The sequence below is a fragment of the Mycobacterium sp. IS-1496 genome, assembly GCF_001499995.1.
In the GTDB taxonomy this organism is placed as follows: Bacteria; Actinomycetota; Actinomycetes; order Mycobacteriales; family Mycobacteriaceae; genus Mycobacterium.
Genome location: NZ_LQIU01000002.1, coordinates 43,462 through 58,591, shown reverse-complemented (window position 1 = coordinate 58,591; position 15,130 = coordinate 43,462). Strand labels below are relative to the sequence as shown.

The window sequence follows — 15,130 nt, the reverse complement described above, 5'->3', positions numbered from 1 at the left end:
TTCACTTCGCCGGGCGCGCCCGGTCCCGGGCCCGCTGCGGGTAGGCGTGCGTCATCCCGATGGCGCCGACGATGACGACGACGGGGATGACGTAGTTGGTCCAGTCGCGGGTGTGCGGGATCTGCGCGGCGAGCAACCCGAGCAACGCGATCAACGAGAACACCAGCGCCCACATCAGGGTCAGCACCTGGTTGCTGCGCCGGAAGGCCGGCTCCTCCCAATCCTGAAGCGGCACCGACTCTCTGGCGTACTGCTCGGTGAACGGCACGAACGCCAGCGACACCAACGTCATCACCGCCAGCACAGCACTGGACAGCGTGGTCGCGTAGGTGTCCATCCAGTCCCGGTCTGCGGCGCCGACGGCGGTCGCGACCACCGTGACGCCGAAGAAGAACACGATCGTGACGATGTCGAGCAGCCGCGGACCGCCCCGGCCCATCGCGACTCCGAGGATGACGGCGGACAGGACCGCGCAGAGCGCGCCGAACTTCCACGTGCTCGGGCCGTCGGCGACGACCCAGTAGATGATCCACGGCACGAACCCGACGAACGGGCTTCGGTCGAACCAGTCATCCATCAGTTCCGCAGCGTACGCCCGGCGGGCGCGGCGTGACGGAAGGCCGACGGCCCCGCGGGTGCTGGGTCCACGGGGCCGGCGGTCCGGCGGCTCAGGACGGTGGAAGCCGGAAGTCGCCGTCGACGATCACCGCCTCGACGGGTTGACCGTCGATGGTGGCGCCCCATCTGCCGTCCGGCCGCTGCTGGAGCTGTCCGGCTTGCTGCAACAGTCGCCGGTTGCGCACCTCGGCGCGGAACTGCGCGTCCTTGAGCTGTTGTTGTTTCTCGAAGATGTTCTGGTCGTCGTCTCGGCCGAAGTCTCCGCCGAGGCCGCCGAACTGCACACCGACGGCCGAACCGTTGGGCCGCAGCACCCACGACTCGCGCACGCCGCCCAGCGCCGCGGTGTACATGCCCGCCGGCGCGGGCACCTCCGCGGCGGTGAAGGCGTAGGTGACGCCGTCCATCGTCAGATCGCCCTCGACGTCGTCGCCGTCGAACGAGGCCTCGAGCGTGTCGCGGAACTTCGACGTGGCCTGGATGGCGCCGTCGGCCTGGTCGCCGAAGAACCAGGCTTCGTCATCGGTGCCGTTGCAGGCGTACGCGGCGAACTGGTCGCCGTCGACGGCGATCCCGATCGTCATCGTGCGGCCGTCCTTCTCCATATCGGCGATGTACTTGGCCGAGGGCGGGAACGCCTCCGCGGATGCGGGTGCGGCGGTGGTGCCCGGCGCGGACGTCGTCGTCTCGGTGGTGGACTCGCCGCCCGAGCACGCGGACAGCGTGCCGAACGCGCAGATCGCACTGACCCCGAGAAGCAGGGTGCGGGTGTGCTTACGGATGTGCTGTGTCATGTGACCAGCATGGATTCCCGATTCAGGCGATACATGGAGAATCCGTGGAGATTGCGTGGAGATCAGTCGGCCAGGAACGCCGCGGCCTCGGCGCAGAACACCTGCCAGGCCGGTTCGGTGCCCGTCAGCAGGTGGTTGTTGCTGTGCAGACGCACCATCCGCGCGTCGGGAATCAGCGCGGCCAACTCCTCGCCGAAGCGCACCGGCACGCGATGATCGTCGCGCGAGTGCAACACGAGCGTCGGGCACTTCACCTCCCGGGCTGCGTCGCAGACGTCGATGCGGCCGAACTCGGTGAGGAAGCGCACGGCGTTCTCCGGCGAGGTGGTGCGGCGCTGCAGTCGATCGAATGCGGCCCAGTCGGCGCGCGTGCCGTCGGGCAGGAACTGCGCGGCGAAGACCTGACGGAAAGCCGGGTCGTCGCGTCCCCAGCCGACCCTGGCGAGGTCGAGATCCAGCGAGGCGGCGCGTTTCTCGTCCTCGTTGACCGCCCGCACGGCACGGCCCTTGGCGTAGGCGCCTGCGAGCACCAGCCGGCTCACCCGGTCGGGATGCCGGGCCGCGTAGGCCACGGCCACCGCGCCGCCCTGGGACACCCCCATCAGCGGGAACCGCTCCAGTCCCAGCGCTTCGACCACCGACTCCAGATCGGTCACCCACGCGTCGAAGGTGAAATCGTCGACCTCCCAGTCGGACAGTCCGCACCCGCGCTCGTCGTAGCGGACGAATGAGTGGCGCTGCGAGAACTCGCGGACCCAGTGCCGCCACACCGAACTCTCGATGTCGTAGCCGAGGTGGGTCATCCAGTTGGCGGCCCGGACGAGCGGCGGACCCTCACCGGAGACCGCGTACGCCAACCGGACGCCGTCGGCGGCACGGCAGAACGCGATGTGCTGGCGCGGGGCGGCCTCGGCCGCCGGCGGCAGGACGTCGGCCGGCGGAGGCGCCGCCGGTGTCGCGTCCGCCAGGATGGCGGCGACGAACTGGTAACCGCGACCGCGCACCGTGCGGATGAAGCGTTGCGACTCGCCGTCGTCGCCGAGCGCCCGTCGGGCGGCCTTGATGCGGCTGGTCAGCGCGGCCTCGCCGACGAAACGTCCACCCCACACCGTGTCGAACAGCTCTTCCTTGCTGACGAATCGGTCATGGTTCGCCACCAGGTGGGTGAGTACGTCGAACACCTGCGGTTCGACTCTGATCACGTCTGTACCGCAACGTAATTCGTAACGAAGGGTGTCGAGCGTGAAGTCGCCGAACCGCCAGACGCCACGGTGCACCGCGCCACTCGTGGTGGCCGGGAGCGATTCGGGCGGTGACGGAGCCACAGCTGCCTATCTCGGTGTCGGGTCGCCTCATCGTACGACGTCCCGCGCCTGATGACAGCGCGTCGACCGCGATGTCAGAGCGTCGTGAGCAGGTGGTTCTCGGTGACGGCCGCCATGGCCAGCGTGCGGTACCCGTAATCCTCGAACAGAACGGTGACGCGGTCGGTGTCGCCACCGATCACCACACCGTCGCCCCACTCCTTGTGCGCCACCGCGGTGTTGACCGGGATGGCGGACTGTCCGGAGGTGTCCGCGTCCTCGGTGGCCTCGCCGTCGCGGCAGCGGTCGCAGTTGCCGCACGGGCCCGGCAGCGGCTGACCGAAGTAGGTGAGCAGGAACTGCCGCCGGCAGTGCCGGGACTCGGCGTAGCCCCGCATCATCTCGACGCGGCTGCGGTCCACGCGTTCACGCGCCTCGACCACCTCGGTTGCGGCATCCACCGCATCCCCAGGTGCAATCCCATTGGAGAGGAAGCCTTTTCGTGTCGACCGGATCGCGTCCGCCTGTTCGAGCAGGTTGATCGCGTTGGTCAGGCGGCGTCCCCGCACGTCGAGTCGTTCGCGCAGCGTCTTGAGCCGCGTGGGCCTGTCGGTGGCGAGCGCCCGGTAGACGGCGTCGATGAGGTCGCCGTCGGGGCGGTGGGTGGTGAAGAAGCGGGCCAACCCCAGATCCTCGGCGCGGTAGAACAGCACCACGCGCGCCACCTCACCGTCGCGCCCCGCCCTGCCGATCTGCTGGTAGTACGAGTCCAACGAGTCGGGCACCGACGCGTGCACGACGAACCGCACGTTGGGTTTGTCGATCCCCATCCCGAACGCCGAGGTGGCCACGACCACGTCGACGTCGTCGTTGCGGAAACTCTCGTGGACGGTCTCGCGGTCCGCGGCCGCCAGTCCGGCGTGGTAGACCGCCGCGCGGACGCCGCGCTCACCCAGCGCGTCGGCGTAGCGCTCGGCGTCCTTGCGGGTGGCGGTGTAGAGCAGCCCGGGGGCTTCGAGGTCGACGACGGCGTCCACCACCGCGGCGCGCTTGTCGGCGTCGCGGACGAACTGCTGCACCTCGAGGGTCAGGTTGGGCCGGTCGAAGCCGCCCACCACCATCAGCGGGTCACGCAGCTTCAGCCGCTCCACGATCTCGCGGCGCACCACCACCGACGCCGTCGCGGTGAGCGCCACAACCGGCGCCCCCTTGCCGAACTGGGCGAACGCGTCGGCCAACCGCAGGTAGTCCGGCCGGAAGTCGTGGCCCCACGCGGAGACACAGTGCGCTTCGTCCACGACGATCAGCGACACCGACGCTTCGGCGAGCTCGGCCAGCACCGTGTCGTTGGCCAGCTGCTCCGGCGAGACGAAGATGTATTCGGCTTCGTGGCTGCGCACCGCCTCCCAGTTGTGCTCGGTGACGGTCGAACGCTGCTGGGAGTGGATCGCGACGGCCTCGGGTGCGTCGGAATCGGCCAGACCGGCGATCTGATCGCGCTGCAACGCGATCAACGGGGAGACGACCACGGTCGCACCCTCCAGCAGCACCGCGGGCACCTGGTAGATCGCGGACTTGCCCGAACCGGTCGGCAACACGGTCACCACGTCGCGGCCGGCGAGGACGGCCTCCATCGCCTCGAGCTGTTCGGGATGCAGTTCCTCCCAGCCGAACACCCGTCGGGCCGTGCGAGTCAGGTCCGCGGCGCGCTTGTCTTCTCCAACCACCGCGGCCGGTTACCCGGGCCGCACACGGGAAAACCTACCGCCAGCCGTCGGCCGCCTTGGCTGCGCGCATCAGCGCATCGCACAGTTGGCGTAGCTCGTCGGATCCGGCTCCTTCGTCGATCGCCGTCGCGACGTCCTCGGCCGCGCAGCGCACCTCGAACACCCGGTCGGCCAGCAGCGCGGCCTCCTCCGCGGTCAGCACGACCGCGTCCGGGGACAGTGAGGTGCCCCGCACCATCGCGCGCTGCTCGTAGGCCCGTTGCCGGCAGGACTGCCTGCAGTACTGACGGCGCCGGCCCAGACCGGCGTCGGCGACCTCGCGGCCACACCAACGGCACGGCTGGGCCCGGGTACGCCGTCTGCTCGCGGTCTCCACGAAATCAGACTGTAGACGGGTCACCCCGCCGACCCCGGTAACATGGAGGGTCGAGTCGGGAACCGTTCGTGGCTCCGCCGCGTTGATAATCCGGCAAGAATCTTTTTCGATGAGGAGTGTTCGACGATGGCTGATCGTGTCCTGAGAGGCAGTCGCCTCGGAGCTGTGAGCTACGAGACCGACCGCAACCACGACCTGGCGCCGCGTCAGGTCGCTCGCTACCGCACCGACAACGGCGAAGAGTTCGACGTCCCGTTCGCCGACGACGCCGAGATCCCCGGCACGTGGCTCTGCCGCAACGGCTTGGAAGGCACCCTGATCGAGGGTGACGTCCCCGAGCCGAAGAAGGTCAAGCCGCCGCGTACCCACTGGGACATGCTGCTCGAGCGCCGCAGCGTCGAGGAGCTCGAGGAACTGCTCAAGGAGCGCCTCGATCTGATCAAGTCGAAGCGGCGCGGCAGCTGAGCGTCGGCTAGCGCCGGTATTCCAGTCCGCGGGCGCGGTCGAAGCGCCCGCGGATTCCCCAGTCCGCGACCTTGAGCATGGCCTCGCGGATGTTCGATCCGCTCATCTTCGACTGACCCAGTTCACGCTCGCTGAACGTGATGGGCACCTCGACCACGACGAACCCGTTGTTGATGGTCCGCCAGGTCAGGTCGATCTGGAAGCAGTACCCCTTGGAGTCGACCGCGGACAGGTCGATCTTCTCGAGCACCTCACGCCGGTAGGCGCGGTAGCCGGCGGTGATGTCGTGGATGTCCACCCCGAGCAGCACCCGGGCGTAGGTGTTGGCCGTCTTGGACAGCGCGTAGCGGCGCCGCGGCCAGTTGCGGATGGCGCCGCCGGGGACGTACCGCGAGCCGATCGCCAGGTCGGCGCCCGCGTCGACGGCGTCGAGGAGCCGGTGCAGCTGCTCGGGTGCGTGGCTGCCGTCGGCGTCCATCTCGACCAGCACCGAGTAGCCGCGGCTGAGCCCCCACGCGAACCCGGCCAGGTACGCCGCGCCCAGCCCGTCCTTGCTGGCGCGGTGCATGACGTGCATCCGGTCCGGGTCGGTCAGCGCCAACTCGTCGGCGAGCTCCCCGGTGCCGTCGGGGCTGCCGTCGTCGACCACGAGGATGTGCACCTGCGGGCACGCCTGGTGCACGCGGTTGACGATCAGCGGCAGGTTCTCCCGCTCGTTGTACGTCGGGATGATGACCAGCGTCCGCTGGCTCGGGCGGATGTCCGCGCCGGCCGGGCGTTGCGCTTGCGCCGCCGGGTCGCTCATGAGGCTCCTTCGTTGCTGCTGCTGCGTGCTGCGGACCGGTCATCCCGGTCCGGGATCGCGGTTCGCCGCCGCCGCGACCGCCGCGCCGTCCTCGTGGGCACGAAATTCCCATTGTGCAGTATGGCGGCGATCACGGCGCCCACCCCGGCGATCAGCAGCAGCCCCTGCACGAGCGGACCCCACCGGGTGGCGGGCGTGATGTCGGTCTTGAGCCGGATCTGGGTGTCGAGGTAGGCGGGTTCGAAGAACGCCGTCCGCGCGAGGTCCCGGCCGTCCGGGGCGATGACCGCGCTGATGCCGGTGGTCCCGGCGATGACCACGTACCGGTCGTGTTCGACGGCGCGCAGTCTGCCGAAGGCGAGTTGCTGGCGGCTCATGGCCTCGTCGAACGTGGCGTTGTTGGTGGGCACCGCGAGCACCTGTGCCCCGTTGCGCACGGATTCCCGGGCGGCCCGGTCGAAGATGACCTCCCAGCAGGTGGTGATCCCGACGGGCACACCGGCCGCGTTGACGACGCCGCTGCCGTCGCCGGGGATGAAGTAACCCGCCCGCTCGGCGTACGGCGAGAGCTTGCTGAAGAAGCCGCGCCAGGGCAGGTATTCGCCGAACGGCTGCACGATCCGTTTGTCGTGACGGTCGGCGGGGCCCGTGGCCGGATTCCACACCAGCACCGTGTTGGTCGACACCGGGTTGTCCGGGGTGTGTTCGGGCGTCCGGACGACGGCGCCGACGAGCATCGGCGCGTTGATCGCCGCGGCCGCCGTCGAGATCCGTTCGGCGGCGTCCGGGTTGGCCAGCGGGTCGATGTCCGACGAGTTCTCGGGCCACACCACGAACATCGGCTGCGGCGCCCGTCCCGCCCGCACGTCCTGCGCGAGCCGCAGCGTCTCCTCGACGTGGTTGTCGAGGACCGCACGCCGCTGGGCGTTGAACTCGAGCCCCAGTCGCGGCACGTTGCCCTGGACCGCCGCGACGGTCACCGGCTGGTCGTCGACCGCGCCCGTCGCCGAGTGCCGCACCTGCGGCCAGACGACGGCGGTTCCGAGCAGCACCACCGCGATGATCGCTCCCGGCAGCACGACCGCGGGCGGTGCGCCGACGCGGACGTCGTGACCGCGGATCCAGTGCACGATCTCCTCGATCAGGGCCGCCACCGCGAAACCGGCGAGCATCACGGCGCACGACAGCAGCGGCGCGCCGCCGATGCGGACCAGCGACAGCAGCGGACCGTCGGTCTGGCCGAACGCCACCACACCCCACGGGAAGCCCCCGAACGGCACGCTGGACTTCAGCCACTCCTGCGCTGCCCACAGCGCGGCGAACCACAGCGGCCAGCCGGGCAGCCGGCGCACCGTCACCGCGGCGAGGCCGAACAACGCCGGGAAGAGCGCCTCGACGGCCGCCAGCGCCAACCACGGCAACGCGCCGACCAGGCCGCTGATCCACGGCAGCAGGGGGACGTAGAACGCCAGCCCGAAGAGGTATCCGTACCCGAATCCGCCTGCGCGCGTCGTCGAGTCCTTGCGCAGCACCCACGCCAGCAGCGCAGCCGAGAGGAATGCGCAGTACCACCACCCGAACGGCGGGAAGCTCACGCAGAGCAGCAGCCCGCCGGCGATCGCCGCGACCAGTTGCCACATCCGGTCGACCACCGCCTGCGGGAGGCTGCGAAGCCGAGGCGCCAGGCCCGCCATCCGGCCGCGCGGTGCGTCAGCCATGGATGACGACCCCTCGGTGCACCGTCTGGCGGCAGCGCGGCGGCGCGTCGCCGGGTTCCAGTCGCGGCAGCGCGGGTACGCGCGAGCGCGGGTCGGTCGACCAGCGCTGGACGCTGTCGGCGGGGGCGCTGACGGTCAGGTCGCCGACGTCCCAGACCGCATACGACGCCGGGGCGCCGGGCACCAGGGTGCCGGTGACGCCGTCGCGGACGCCGGCCGCGCGCCAGGCGCCGCGGGTGGCGGCGGCGAACGCGGCGCGCAGCGAGATCGCACTGCCCGGGGTCTGGTGGCGGCTCGCCGCCCGCACCGTCGACCAGGGATCGATGCTGGTGACGGGGCTGTCCGAGCCGAACGCGAGGGGCACGCCATGGGATGCTAACAGCGCGAACGGGTTGAGCCCGGCGGCTCGATCCCGGCCCAGCCGCTGGGCGTACATCCCGTCCGGACCGCCCCACAGATCGTCGAAGTGCGGTTGCATGCTGGCCACCACACCCCATGAGCCGAGTCGGGCGGCCTGCTCGGTGGTGACCATCTCCAGATGTTCGAGGCGGTGCCCGCACCGGGCCACCGCGGGCGCTCCGAACTGCTCGACGACCCGCCCGAGCGCGGACACCACCGCGCCGACCGCCGCGTCGCCGATGACGTGGAAGCCGGCGGTGACGCCGGCCTGGGTGCAGGCGCGCAGATGGGCCGCGACGGCGTCCTCGTCGAGGTAGGCGTTGCCGCACTGCTCCGGCGCGTCGCTGTAGGGCCGGGTCAACCACGCGGTGCGTGAGCCGAGCGCACCGTCGACGAACAGGTCCCCCGCCAGACCGCGGACACCGGTGCGGTCGACGAGATCGTGGGCCCGGTCGGCGTCGGTGACGGCCTCACCCCAGTACCCGACGACCTCCACCCCGTGCTCGATGTCGCGCAGTTCCAGCCAGTCCTCGAGACCGCCGATCTGAGGCCCCGCGCACTCGTGCACCGCGACGATGCCGTGGGCGGCGGCGGCGTCCAGTGCGGCCCGGCGGGCCCGGCCGCGCTGGTCCGCGGTCAGCAGCGCGCGTGCGGCGGCGCGCACGAGATGGTGCGCGCCGGCGGTCAGGGGCCGCTGCGGGTGGTATCCCGCGGCGTCGACCAGGTTCGTCGCCTGCTCGCGCAGCGCGGTCGAGGCCGCCGCGGAGTGGACGTCGACCCGGGCGAGGTATGCCGCGCGCTGCCCCACCGCGGCGTCGAGATCGTCGGTGCTCGGCGGCGTGGGTTCGGGCCATCCGGATTCGTCCCAGCCGTGCGCCCAGATCACCCCGTCCGGGTGACTCCGCGCGTGCTCGGTGAGCAGGTCGAGGCAGTGGCGCAGTGAGGTGGCGGGGCGCAGATCGAGGCCGACGAGCGTCAGACCCGTCGCGGTGACGTGGACGTGGCTGTCGACGAACGCCGGCGCCACGAAGCCGCCGTCGAGGTCGACGATCTCGGCCTGCGGGAACTGGGCGCGGCCGACGTCGTCGCTGCCGAGCCACGCCACCATGCCGTCGCGTACGGCGATGGCGGTGGCATCGGGTTGGGCGGGGCTGTGCACCCGCCCGTTCAGCAGCAGTGTCGTCACGAAGCCGACAGACTAGCCGGGTCAGTCGACCCGGCGCTCCACCGCAGGGGGTGCGACGTCGACGACATCGACGACCTCACCGTCGATGTAGTCCGCACGGCGGGGTCGGGCGGACATCCCCGTCACGACGATCGGCATGCCGCGCCCGAACCGGCGTGCCACCAGCGCGGTCACCACCGGACGGGCCGCCGCCCGCGTCGGCGGCAGCAGCAGGAGCGCCCCGACGACCGAGCTCGCGATCCCGGGCAGGACGACGAGCACGGTGCCCAGCGCGACCAGCGCGCTGTCGGTGACCGCACCGTGAGCCGTCGTCGCCGTCAGGCCGGAACGCAGGCGCTGCAGCTGCCGCTTGAGTTGCGACCCGGCCAGCAGGAGGCCGAGGACGAACGTCGCCACGGAGATCAGGAGCGCCCAACCCAGACCGACGGTCGAGACGAGCGCCACGATGACCGCCACCTCGAGGACCGCGTAGAGCAGGAACAGCCGCATTGCCATAGCCCTCCAACGTCTCGGGGGCCAGGTGGGTTCCGTACATTCGGGAACCATGATCAACACGGTGACCACAGTGCGCGTCGACGCCCCGGACGGACCGATCGAGGCGCTGCTGAGCGTGCCTCAGGGCGACGGCCCCTGGCCCGGTGTGGTGGTGGTGCACGACGCGATCGGGTACGGCCCGGACAACGAGGCCACCTCGGCGCGGATCGCGGCCGCCGGGTTCGTCGCGATCACCCCGAACCTGTACTCACGCGGGGGCCGGGCCCGGTGCATCACCCGGGTGTTCCGGGAGGCGCTGCAGCAGCGCGGCCGCGCCTTCGACGACGTGCTCGCCGCCCGTGACCACCTGCTCGGGTTGCCGCAGTGCTCGGGCGCGGTCGGGATCGCCGGGTTCTGCATGGGCGGACAGTTCGCGCTGCTCCTCGGTCCTGGCAACTTCGGCGCCTCGGCGCCGTTCTACGGGACCCCGCTGCCCAAGCACATCGACGAGACCCTCGACGCGTCGTGCCCGGTGGTGGCGAGCTTCGGCGGGCGCGACCCGCTGGGCCGGGACGCGGGGCCGAGACTGCAGGAGATGGTGACGGCCAAGGGGGTGCCCGCGGACGTCAAGGTCTACCCGGACGCCGGCCACAGCTTCGCCAACCGGCTGCCCGCGCAGCCGCTGATCCGTATCGCGAATTTCGGCTACCACGCCGAGGCCACCGACGACGCATGGCGGCGGGTGTTCGCGTTCTTCGCCACGCATCTGACCCGTTAGGCCGGGCTGGTCACCTCGATGGCGCTGTGCAGTTTGTCGACGCCACCGCGGATGATCGCGTGGGGCACCCACCACCATGCGTGCCACCAGTAGCGCTTGGTGACCATGTTCCAGACCCGGCGGGTCTCGGAGTGCGGCAGGTTGCGGGCGACGGCCTCGACCGGGTCGCCCTTGGGTTTGCCGAGTACGCCGCACTTCTGGATCGTCACCCGCGCAGTGTTGTTGATGCGTTTGGTCTTCCACGACCCGTCGTCGGTGATGATGAGCAGTTTGTCGCCGTCGGGCACCCCCCACACCGGGGTGGGCTTGGGTCGGCCGTCCTTGGTGAACGTCGTCAACAGCAGGTACTTCTCGCCGTAGACGTCTGTGAAGGTGGGCGCCATGTCAGGCCGCCGCCTCGATCTCGATCGTCACGTTGTTCTTCATGCCCCCGCGCAGCTTCGAGAAAACGTTGAACGTCTTGCCCAGCAGCCCGTAGCGGTTTCCGAGCGCGTCGTAGGTGGCGGCGTTGGCGGACTTGTCGAGGATCGTCGCCGCGGCTTCCACCGGCTCACTCTGCGGTTTCCCCGCGCGGTCGCACTTGGCGATCGTGACGCGCCGGGTGTTGCGGATCCGCTTGACCTTCCAGGACTTCTCCTGCGTGATCACCAGGAGCTTGTCGCCGGCCGGTGCGGCCCAGACCGCGGTCGGCTTGGCTCGGCCGTCCTTGGTGAAGGTGGTCAGCAGGATGTACTCGGAGCCGGCGATCTCGGCGAAGGTGGGGGCCATGTGATCAACCTAGCGGCGTCCGCCCGACCGCACCGGGATCAGCCTTCCAACTCCCCCTCGGTCTCCAACAGCACCTGGCGCAGACCGTCCAGCGTGGCGGGGTCGGGTTCGGCCCACATGCCGCGTCCGGCGGCCTCCAACAACCGTTCGGCCATCCCGTGCAGCGCCCACGGATTCGATTCCTCCATGAACTTGCGGTTCTCCGCGTCGAGCACGTACTCCTGCGACAGCCTGTCGTACATCCAGTCCGCCATGACGTGTGCCGTGGCGTCGTAACCGAACAGGTAGTCCACCGTCGCGGCCATCTCGAACGCGCCCTTGTAGCCGTGCCTGCGCATCGCGGTGATCCAGCGGGGGTTGACCACGCGGGCGCGGAAGACCCGGTTGGTCTCCTCCGACAGCGTGCGGGTGCGTACGGCGTCGGGCCGGGTGTTGTCACCGATGTAGGCGGCGGGGGCCTTGCCCGTCAGCGCGCGCACCGTGGCGACCATCCCGCCGTGGTACTGGAAGTAGTCGTCGGAGTCGGCGATGTCGTGTTCGCGGGTGTCGGTGTTCTTGGCGGCGACCGCGATTCGCCGGTAGCTGCGGTTCATGTCGTCGGCGGCGGGTCTGCCGTCCAGTCCGCGGCCGTAGGCGAATCCGCCCCACGCGGTGTAGACCTCGGCGAGGTCGGCGTCGTCGCGCCAGTTGCGGCTGTCGATCAACTGCAGCAGCCCCGCCCCGTAGGTACCCGGCTTGGATCCGAATATCCGTGTGGTGGCGCGCCGTTGGTCACCGTGCTGGGCGAGGTCGGCCCGGGTGTGGGCGCGGACGTAGTTGTCGTCGTCGGATTCGTCGAGCCCCGCGACGAGAGTGACCGCGTCGTCGAGCATGGCGACCACGTGCGGGAAGGCGTCACGGAAGAAGCCGGAGATCCGGACCGTGACGTCGATGCGCGGCCGGCCGAGTTCGGCCGGTGTGATCGGCTCGAGGTCGACGACCCGGCGGGACGCGTCATCCCAAACCGGCCGGACACCGAGCAGCGCAAGGACTTCGGCGATGTCGTCACCGGAGGTCCGCATGGCCGAGGTGCCCCACACCGACAGCCCGACCGACCGCGGCCACGTCCCGTGGTCGTGGCGGTAGCGCTCGAGCAGCGAATCCGCCATGGCCACACCGGTTTCCCACGCCAGCCGGGAGGGCACGGCCTTGGGGTCCACGGAGTAGAAGTTGCGCCCGGTCGGCAGGACGTTGACCAGCCCGCGCAACGGGGATCCTGAAGGGCCCGCGGCGATGTAGCGGCCGTCGAGCGCACGCAGCACCTGCGTGATCTCGGCCGCCGTACCGGCCAGCCGCGGCACCACCTCGGTGGCGGCGAACCGCAGGATCGCCGCCACCTGCGCGTCGTCGGTGATGGTGTCCACCACCGCGGCATCCCAGCCGGCCGCCTGCAGCGCCGCCACCAGGTGCCGGGCCCTGGCTTCGACGGCGTCGACGCTGGTTCGCTCGTCGTGGCCGTCCTCGGCGAGGCCGAGGGCCTGGCGCAGTCCGGGCAGGGTCTGCTCGCCGCCGAAGAGTTGGCGGGCGCGCAGGATCGCCAGCACGAGGTCCAGTTCGGCCTCGCCGGCGGGCGGAGCGCCCAGGATGTGCAGCCCGTCGCGGATCTGGACGTCCTTGATCTCGCAGAGCCATCCGTCGACGTGCAGCAGCATGTCGTCGAACGAGTCCTCGTCGGGGCGTTCCTCGAGACCCAAGTCATGGTCCATCTTCGCCGCCCGCATCAACGTCCAGATCTGTTGGCGCACCGCGGGGAGCTTGTTCGGATCGAGCGCCGAGACGTTGGCGTGTTCGTCGAGGAGTTGCTCGAGACGCGCGATGTCACCGTAGGATTCGGCCCGGGCCATCGGGGGGATGAGGTGGTCGACCAGGGTGGCGTGGGCCCGTCGCTTGGCCTGGGTCCCCTCCCCCGGGTCGTTGACCAGGAAGGGGTAGATCAGCGGCAGATCGCCGAGTGCGGCGTCGGTGCCACAGGCCGCCGACATGCCCAGCGTCTTACCCGGCAGCCACTCGAGGTTGCCGTGCTTGCCGAGGTGCACGACGGCGTGGGCGCCGAACCCGGAGTCGATCCAGCGGTAGGCCGCGAGGTAGTGGTGACTGGGCGGCAGATCGGGATCGTGGTAGATGGCCACCGGGTTCTCCCCGAATCCGCGGGGCGGCTGCACCATCAGCACGATGTTGCCGGTTTGTAGTGCGGCGATGACGATCTCGCCGTCGGGATCGCCGGTGCGGTCGACGAAGAGCTCACCGGGCGGTGGGCCCCAGTGTTCGACGACGGCGTCGGTCAGTTCGGCGGGCAGGGTGGCGAACCAGGCGCGATAGTCGTTGGCGGACAGTCGAACCGGGTTTCCGGTCAGCTGACCGTCGGTGAGCCACTCCGGGTCCTGACCGCCGCGCTCGATGAGGGCGTGGATCAGCGCGTCCCCGTCCTGGGCTTCCACACCGGGTACCTCACCGATGTCGTAGCCGGCCTCCCGCATGGCCCGCAGCAATGCCACCGCGCTCGCGGGGGTGTCGAGTCCGACGGCGTTGCCGATCCGCGCATGCTTGGTCGGATAGGCCGAGAACACCACCGCTATCCGCTTGTCTCGCACAGGAATTCGGCGCAGGCGTGCGTGCCGCAGGGCGATGCCGGCCACCCGGGCGCACCGTTCGGGGTCGGCGACGTAGGAGATCAGGCCTTCGCCGTCGATCTCCTTGAACGAGAACGGCACGGTGATGACGCGGCCGTCGAATTCGGGGACGGCCACCTGCGTGGCCACGTCGAGCGGCGACAGGCCGTCGTCATTGTCGGACCACTGCGCGCGGGAACTGGTCAGGCAGAGGCCCTGCAGGATGGGCACGTCCAGCGCGGCGAGGTGGGCGACGTTCCAACTGTCGTCGTCGCCCCCGGCGCCCACGGCGGCGGGGGTGGCCGCGCCCGCCGCGAGCACGGTGGTGATCAGCGCGTCCGCGGATCCCAGAAGCGTCAGCAGTTCCGGGTCGGCGTTGCGCAGCGAGGCGCAGTACACCGGCAGCGGCCGCCCGCCTTGCGCCTCGATCGCGTCGCAGAGCGCCTCGATGTAGGCGGTGTTGCCCGCCAGTTGCTGAGCCCGGTAGTACAGGACGGCGACCGTCGGCCCGTCGGCGGCGGGGACGTCCCGGTCGAGCAGCCCCCAGGTGGGCGTGGTGGCGGGCGGAGCGAACCCGAAGCCCGTCATCAGCAGCGTGTCGCAGAGGAAGGCGTACAGCTGACGCAGGTTGTCCACGCCGCCCTGTGCGAGGTAGACGTGAGCCTGGAGTGCGGCGCCCTGCGGGACCGTGGAGTGCCGCATCAACTCCGCATCGGGGGCCTGCTCGCCGCTGACCACCACGGTGGGCAGCCCCTTGGCCGAGACGGCGTCGATGCCCTCCTGCCAGGCCCGGTAGCCGCCGAGGATCCGGATGACGACGACGTCCGCGCCGTCGAGCAGCTCGTCGAGCTCCCCGGTCACCAGCCGGGACGGGTTCGCCCAGCGATACCGCGCGCCGCTGGAGCGGGCGGTGATCAGGTCGGTGTCAGAGGTCGACAGGAGCAGGACGGTCGGCGCGGGGTGCGGCGGGGTCACTCACCATTCGTACCCCACCGCATCCGCTCACTGGTCCGAGCCACCCCACCGGCCGTACCACGACTGCTGATAGGGCAGGCCGAGTACGGCGAGGA

At 70.5% G+C, this 15,130-nt stretch carries 13 protein-coding genes and 1 pseudogene; 2 read left to right on the top strand and 12 right to left on the bottom strand.

Features of this window, described 5'->3' with window-relative positions; all coding sequences use genetic code 11:
- Position 1: 1 nt before the first annotated feature.
- The 5 genes from AU195_RS02170 to AU195_RS02150 all read right to left on the bottom strand — a co-directional run bounded on the left by AU195_RS02170 (position 2) and on the right by AU195_RS02150 (position 4,819).
- A complete protein-coding gene (locus tag AU195_RS02170; RefSeq protein ID WP_059157421.1) occupies positions 2-577 on the bottom strand; it encodes a hypothetical protein in 576 nt (191 codons plus the stop codon).
- Between the two features lie 91 nt (positions 578-668).
- Complete coding sequence (locus AU195_RS02165; RefSeq protein WP_059157507.1) at positions 669-1,400, bottom strand: hypothetical protein; 732 nt, start codon at positions 1,398-1,400, stop codon at positions 669-671.
- A gap of 74 nt (positions 1,401-1,474) precedes the next feature.
- Complete coding sequence (locus AU195_RS02160) at positions 1,475-2,737, bottom strand: alpha/beta hydrolase (RefSeq protein ID WP_059157420.1); 1,263 nt, start codon at positions 2,735-2,737, stop codon at positions 1,475-1,477.
- Between the two features lie 74 nt (positions 2,738-2,811).
- Entirely contained in the window at positions 2,812-4,443 is a 1,632-nt protein-coding gene (locus tag AU195_RS02155; RefSeq protein WP_059157419.1) for a RecQ family ATP-dependent DNA helicase, read from the bottom strand.
- 34 nt (positions 4,444-4,477) lie between these two features.
- Entirely contained in the window at positions 4,478-4,819 is a 342-nt protein-coding gene (locus tag AU195_RS02150) for a hypothetical protein (RefSeq protein ID WP_286149097.1), read from the bottom strand.
- A 126-nt stretch (positions 4,820-4,945) separates the two neighbouring features.
- On the opposite strand from AU195_RS02150, the gene rbpA reads away from it, so the two are divergent.
- On the top strand, positions 4,946-5,284 hold the full coding sequence (rbpA, locus tag AU195_RS02145) for an RNA polymerase-binding protein RbpA (RefSeq protein ID WP_059093532.1): 339 nt from the start codon (positions 4,946-4,948) through the stop codon (positions 5,282-5,284).
- 31 nt (positions 5,285-5,315) lie between these two features.
- Here rbpA and AU195_RS02140 read toward each other — a convergent pair.
- From AU195_RS02140 to AU195_RS02125, 4 genes and pseudogenes are all read right to left on the bottom strand, one after another.
- Positions 5,316-6,044, bottom strand: a pseudogene (locus AU195_RS02140) (polyprenol monophosphomannose synthase); the annotation flags it as partial.
- A gap of 41 nt (positions 6,045-6,085) precedes the next feature.
- Positions 6,086-7,807, bottom strand: coding sequence for an apolipoprotein N-acyltransferase (gene lnt / locus AU195_RS02135; RefSeq protein ID WP_059157416.1), 1,722 nt, complete (start codon positions 7,805-7,807; stop codon positions 6,086-6,088).
- Positions 7,800-9,392 carry an amidohydrolase gene (locus tag AU195_RS02130; protein WP_059157415.1) on the bottom strand — a complete coding sequence of 531 codons (1,593 nt, stop codon included), beginning with the start codon at positions 9,390-9,392 and terminating at the stop codon, positions 7,800-7,802. The genes lnt and AU195_RS02130 overlap by 8 nt, the downstream gene beginning before the upstream one ends.
- A 21-nt stretch (positions 9,393-9,413) precedes the next feature.
- Complete coding sequence (locus AU195_RS02125) at positions 9,414-9,887, bottom strand: FxsA family protein (protein WP_059157414.1); 474 nt, start codon at positions 9,885-9,887, stop codon at positions 9,414-9,416.
- A 61-nt stretch (positions 9,888-9,948) separates the two neighbouring features.
- Here AU195_RS02125 and AU195_RS02120 point away from each other — a divergent pair, with 61 nt between their 5' ends.
- Positions 9,949-10,644 (top strand): dienelactone hydrolase family protein, encoded by a 696-nt coding sequence (locus AU195_RS02120; RefSeq protein WP_216636372.1) that lies wholly within the window; start codon positions 9,949-9,951, stop codon positions 10,642-10,644.
- Here the strand turns inward: AU195_RS02120 and AU195_RS02115 are convergent.
- The 3 genes from AU195_RS02115 to cobN are packed head-to-tail and all read right to left on the bottom strand — an operon-like array spanning position 10,641 to position 15,035.
- Positions 10,641-11,027 (bottom strand): PPOX class F420-dependent oxidoreductase, encoded by a 387-nt coding sequence (locus tag AU195_RS02115; RefSeq protein ID WP_059157412.1) that lies wholly within the window; start codon positions 11,025-11,027, stop codon positions 10,641-10,643. The genes AU195_RS02120 and AU195_RS02115 overlap by 4 nt on opposite strands.
- A gap of 1 nt (position 11,028) precedes the next feature.
- Positions 11,029-11,412 carry a PPOX class F420-dependent oxidoreductase gene (locus AU195_RS02110; RefSeq protein WP_059157411.1) on the bottom strand — a complete coding sequence of 128 codons (384 nt, stop codon included), beginning with the start codon at positions 11,410-11,412 and terminating at the stop codon, positions 11,029-11,031.
- Positions 11,413-11,450: 38 nt separating this feature from the next.
- Complete coding sequence (gene cobN, locus AU195_RS02105) at positions 11,451-15,035, bottom strand: cobaltochelatase subunit CobN (protein WP_059157410.1); 3,585 nt, start codon at positions 15,033-15,035, stop codon at positions 11,451-11,453.
- Positions 15,036-15,130: the final 95 nt, after the last annotated feature.